Below are 5,214 nucleotides of genomic sequence, written 5' to 3'. Positions count from 1 at the left end.
GTGTTGGTCAGCAGCGGGCTGTCGGTCAGCGCGCAGTACAGCAGGAAGGCGTCGATGAAGCGCGATTCGGTGAGGTCGATGCCCATTGGCAGGAACGGGTTGATGTCCAGGCAGCGCACTTCGACGTACTGGATGCCGCGCGCCATCAGCGCCTGGATCGGCCGCTCGCCGGTGTAGGTCACGCGTTTCGGGCGGATGTTGGAGTAGTACTCGTTTTCGATCTGCAGGATGTTGGTGTTGAGCTGCACCCACTCACCATCCTTGTGCGTACCGACTTCAACATACGGCGCATACGGCGTGGCCACGGCTTCGCGCAGGCTGTCGGTGTAGCTCGCCAGATCGTTGTAGCACGGTGTCAGGCCGGCCTGGGCGTTGCTCTGATAACCGAGATCGCTCATGCGCAGGCTGGTCGCGTACGGCAGATACAGCGTGTCCGGGTCGAGCTGCTCGAGCTGATGCGAACGCCCGCGCAGGAAGCCGGCGTCCAGCGCCGGCGAGGCACCGAACAGGTACATCAGCAGCCAGCTGTAGCGACGGAAGTTGCGGATCAGCGCGATGTAGGACACCGACTGGAAATCGCGATCGGTGCCGACGAAACCTTCGGCCTCGCGCAGCAATGGCCAGAGTTGTTCCGGCAGGGAAAAGTTGTAGTGAATACCGGCAATGCACTGCATGGTCTTGCCGTAACGCAGGGCCAGGCCCTTGCGATAGACGTATTTGAGCTGACCGATATTGGAGGTGCCGTAATAGGCAATCGGGATGTCTTCCTCGGCCGGCAACGGGCACGGCATCGATGGACTCCACAGATACTCTTTGCCGAGTTTGCTGTAGGCAAAACGATGAATCTTGTCCAGGCTCGCCAGCGTGTCGGCAGGATCCGGCAGGGCAGGCGTGATGAATTCCAGCAGCGACTCGGAGTAGTCGGTGGTGATCTGTTCGTTGGTCAGCGCGGAACCCAGGGCTTCGGGGTGCGGCGTTTGCGCCAGGCGACCTTCACTGGTCACGCGCAGGCATTCACGTTCGATACCGTGCAGGCACTGCTTGAGCAGAGAGAGGTTAGCGCGCTCGCCAAGCAGAGCCAGGCGGCGGTTGAGAAGTTCGCTCAATTTGGATTCCTTCACGCGTCAGTCGCCCCAATATGGGGGTGGGCAGGACGGTCTACAAGGGTGAAGTTGAAACTGGCGTTATCGCCTGGTTTGTAGCGGCAGGCCATTTGCCGGTCAGTCAAGAACTGCACAATCCCTGTGGGAGCGAGCCTGCTCGCGAAGAGGGTTTTGCAGTCAATTTCATCGTCGACTGACACACCGTCTTCGCGAGCAGGCTCGCTTCCACAGGATTCATTGCGCCGAAATTAACTCAAAATGATGAGCAACATCTACAGGACAGCGAAGGTGCCTTGCGCTTTTGCGACCAGTTTGTCGCCCTGCACCACCTCGGCTTCGACCACCAGCGTGCGCCGGCCCGGGTGGATCACCCGCGCCGTGCACAGCACCTCGCCATCGGAAACGGCGCGGATGTAGTTGATCTTGCATTCGATGGTCGCACTCTGCTGATCGAAGCCATGGCTGCTGGAACACGCCAGGCCCATGGCGATGTCGACCAGACTGAACAGCGCACCGCCGTGCAGTTTGCCGCCGCGGTTGCGCAGTTCGGGCTCAAGCGCCAGGGCGACTTGCGCCACCCCGGTTTCGAGACTGTGCAGGCGACAGCCCAACAGCTTGAAAAACGCGCTCTCGACGAGCCCGGCCGGCATGTCCATCAGCGTTTCTTCAACTGCTTGGCGTTGGCAAACAGCGAGGCCATCGCATTGTTCACCGGCGCGGCGGTGACGGTTTCCTTGCGTGGCGCATTGTTCGACGGCTGGCGTTGTGCCGAGCCCGGGCGCGAGCCACGGGCGCCATCGATTTTCTCGCCCGGGGTGTCGCTCATGCGCATCGACAGGCCGACGCGTTTGCGCGGGATATCGACTTCCATGACCTTCACTTTCACCACGTCACCGGCCTTGACCGCTTCGCGCGGGTCCTTGATGAACTTCTCCGACAGCGCCGAGATGTGCACCAGACCATCCTGATGCACGCCGATGTCGACGAATGCACCAAACGCCGTCACGTTGGTCACCACGCCTTCGAGGATCATCCCCAGTTGCAGATCCTTGAGGTCTTCGACGCCTTCCTGGAACTCGGCGGTCTTGAACTCCGGACGTGGGTCGCGACCGGGTTTTTCCAGTTCTTGCAGGATGTCGGTGACGGTCGGCAGACCGAAGGTTTCGTCGGTGAATTTCTTCGGATCCAGACGCTTGAGGAACGCGGCATCGCCGATCAGCGAACGGATGTCGCGGTCGGTTTCAGCGGCAATGCGCTGCACCAGCGGATAGGCTTCCGGGTGAACCGCCGACGAATCCAGCGGGTTGTCGCCGTTCATCACGCGCAAGAAGCCGGCGGCCTGTTCGAAGGTTTTCTCGCCCAGTCGCGCAACTTTCTTCAGCGCTGCACGAGTCTTGAACGCGCCGTGTTCGTCACGGTGAGCAACGATGTTCTGCGCCAGCGTTGCATTGAGGCCGGAAATCCGCGCCAGCAATGCCACGGAGGCAGTGTTCACATCCACGCCCACGGCGTTCACGCAGTCCTCGACCACGGCATCCAGACCGCGCGCCAGTTTCAGCTGCGAGACATCGTGCTGGTACTGGCCGACACCGATGGATTTCGGATCGATTTTCACCAGTTCGGCCAGCGGATCCTGCAAGCGACGGGCGATCGATACGGCGCCACGGATCGACACGTCGAGGTCCGGGAATTCCTTGGCCGCCAGTTCCGAGGCCGAGTACACCGAGGCGCCGGCTTCGGACACCATGACCTTGGTCATTTTCATCGCTGGATATTTTTTGATCAGTTCGATCGCCAGCTTGTCGGTCTCACGGCTGGCAGTACCGTTGCCGATGGCGATCAGATCCACCGAGTGCTTGGCGCACAGCGCGGCCAAGATGGCGATGGTCTGATCCCACTTGTTGTGTGGCACGTGCGGGTAAACCGTGGCGTGGTCGAGCAGCTTGCCGGTGGAGTCGACTACGGCCACCTTGCAGCCGGTACGCAGGCCCGGGTCGAGGCCCAGGGTCGCGCGCGGGCCAGCCGGAGCGGCCAGCAGCAGGTCGTGCAGGTTGTGTGCGAACACGTTGATCGCTTCGGTTTCGGCACCGTCGCGCAACTCGCCAAGCAGGTCGGTTTCCAGGTGGGTGTAGAGCTTGACCTTCCAGGTCCAGCGCACCACTTCACCGAGCCATTTGTCCGCCGGGCGGTTCTGGTTCTGGATGCCGAACTGCTGGCCGATCATGCCTTCGCACGGATGCATCGTGCCGGGCAGCTCATCGCCGACTTTCAGCGCGGAGCTGAGAATGCCTTCGTTGCGGCCACGGAAAATGGCGAGGGCGCGGTGCGACGGCATGCTTTTCAGCGGCTCGTCGTGTTCGAAATAATCACGGAACTTGGCGCCTTCCTCTTCCTTGCCGGCGATGACGCGGGCACTGAGGATCGCTTCCTGTTTGAGGAAATTACGCAGCTTTTCCAACAGGCTGGCGTCTTCGGCGAAGCGCTCCATGAGGATGTACTTGGCGCCTTCCAGCGCAGCCTTGATGTCGGCCACGCCCTTTTCGGCATCGACGAAGCGTGCGGCTTCGGTTTCCGGCGACAGGTTCGGGTCGTTGAACAAACCGTCGGCCAGTTCGCCGAGGCCGGCTTCGAGGGCGATCTGGCCCTTGGTGCGGCGCTTCTGCTTGTACGGCAGGTACAAGTCTTCGAGACGGGTCTTGGTGTCGGCGAGCTTGATGTCGCGCTCAAGGGCAGGGGTGAGTTTGCCTTGCTCCTCGATGCTGGCGAGGATGCTGATGCGCCGTTCGTCGAGTTCTCGCAGGTAGCGCAGGCGCTCTTCCAGATGACGCAACTGGGTGTCATCGAGGCTGCCGGTGACTTCTTTCCGGTAACGGGCGATAAAGGGAACGGTAGAACCTTCATCGAGTAGCGCGACGGCCGCTTCGACCTGTTGTGGGCGTACGCCGAGTTCCTCGGCGATGCGGCTGTTGATGCTGTCCATAAAACCACCTGACATAGTATGAAAGCAGGCTCGCAGGCACGCAGATAATGGCCTGGAGGCTGATTGAGCGGCTGGAAAATTGCCGCTGCCTGGATCAAGAAGCTGCCCATTGACCCGTGAAATCGAACAGTTACTGCACAGGGCCGGAAAAAATACCGGCCACTTACGGTAACGATTCAGACGTTGCCTGGCGCAAAACGCCGCGCATTATAACCAGCGTTCTGTCATTCGGGGGCGTTGCAGGCTGTAGGCATAAACCCCGGTTTTCTGGCAGTGAAGGAAAAATCTGCTAACAATGCACACGGTGCGTATAACGACAGCTACGCCATAATGCGCGCCGAGCTAAAAGGAGCATCCAATGAGCAGCACTGCACAAACGGCTGAAGGCGAAAAAATTCTTATCGTTGATGACGATCCGGGGCTGAGCAGCCTGCTGGAGCGTTTCTTCGTCAGCAAGGGCTACCGTGCCCGTACCGTTCCGAACACCGAGCAGATGGACCGTCTGCTGGCGCGTGAAGTGTTCAATCTGGTCGTTCTCGACCTGATGCTGCCGGGCGAAGACGGCCTGACCGCGTGCCGCCGCCTGCGCAGCGCGAACAACCAGATTCCGATCATCATGCTCACCGCCAAGGGCGATGAGCTGAGCCGTATCAAGGGCCTTGAACTGGGCGCCGACGATTACCTGGCCAAGCCGTTCAACCCCGACGAGCTGATGGCGCGGGTGAAAGCGGTATTGCGCCGTCAGGCCGCACCGGTGCCGGGCGCGCCGGGCAGTGAAGACGAAAACGTCACCTTTGGTGATTACGTGTTGTCGCTGGCGACCCGCGAGCTCAAGCGTGGCGATGAAGTGCACATGCTCACCACCGGTGAGTTCGCGGTACTCAAGGCGCTGGTGATGAACGCGCGTCAGCCGCTGACCCGCGACAAGCTGATGAACCTCGCCCGTGGCCGTGAATGGGATGCGCTGGAGCGTTCCATCGACGTGCAGATCTCGCGTCTGCGCCGGATGATCGAACCCGATCCGTCGAAACCGCGCTACATCCAGACTGTCTGGGGCGTGGGTTACGTGTTCGTACCGGATGGCACCGCCACCAAGTGATCGGTGATTTGTAGGAGCGGGTCTGCAAGGCT

4 protein-coding genes are annotated in these 5,214 nt (G+C 60.8%); 1 reads left to right on the top strand and 3 read right to left on the bottom strand.

From position 1 onward, the window contains the following. From gshA to OQK_RS09585, 3 genes are all read right to left on the bottom strand, one after another. Positions 1 to 1,106: glutamate--cysteine ligase (gene gshA, locus OQK_RS09590; protein ID WP_016772189.1), on the bottom strand; the 1,106-nt coding region annotated here is incomplete at its 3' end. Positions 1,107 to 1,375: 269 nt separating this feature from the next. Then, the gene (locus OQK_RS28865) at positions 1,376 to 1,759 is read right to left on the bottom strand and encodes a PaaI family thioesterase (RefSeq protein ID WP_016772188.1); all 384 of its coding nucleotides are present in this window, start codon (positions 1,757 to 1,759) and stop codon (positions 1,376 to 1,378) included. Then, a complete protein-coding gene (locus OQK_RS09585) occupies positions 1,759 to 4,083 on the bottom strand; it encodes a Tex family protein (RefSeq protein WP_016772187.1) in 2,325 nt (774 codons plus the stop codon). The genes OQK_RS28865 and OQK_RS09585 overlap by 1 nt, the downstream gene beginning before the upstream one ends. A gap of 358 nt (positions 4,084 to 4,441) precedes the next feature. On the opposite strand from OQK_RS09585, the gene ompR reads away from it, so the two are divergent. Then, positions 4,442 to 5,182 carry an osmolarity response regulator transcription factor OmpR gene (ompR, locus tag OQK_RS09580; protein ID WP_016772186.1) on the top strand — a complete coding sequence of 247 codons (741 nt, stop codon included), beginning with the start codon at positions 4,442 to 4,444 and terminating at the stop codon, positions 5,180 to 5,182. Positions 5,183 to 5,214 lie beyond the last annotated feature (32 nt).

Source organism: Pseudomonas sp. R62 (assembly GCF_000257605.1).
In the GTDB taxonomy this organism is placed as follows: Bacteria; Pseudomonadota; Gammaproteobacteria; order Pseudomonadales; family Pseudomonadaceae; genus Aquipseudomonas; species Aquipseudomonas atacamensis.
The sequence above is the reverse complement of the archived record's forward strand: the minus strand, read 5'-3'. Positions and strand labels throughout refer to the sequence as shown.

Coding starts and splice junctions, on each gene's coding strand:
- ompR (WP_016772186.1), top strand. CDS start 4,442: ATGAGCAGCACTGCACAAACGGCTGAAGGCGAAAAAATTCTTATCGTT.
- OQK_RS09585 (WP_016772187.1), bottom strand. CDS start 4,083: ATGGACAGCATCAACAGCCGCATCGCCGAGGAACTCGGCGTACGCCCA.
- OQK_RS28865 (WP_016772188.1), bottom strand. CDS start 1,759: ATGGACATGCCGGCCGGGCTCGTCGAGAGCGCGTTTTTCAAGCTGTTG.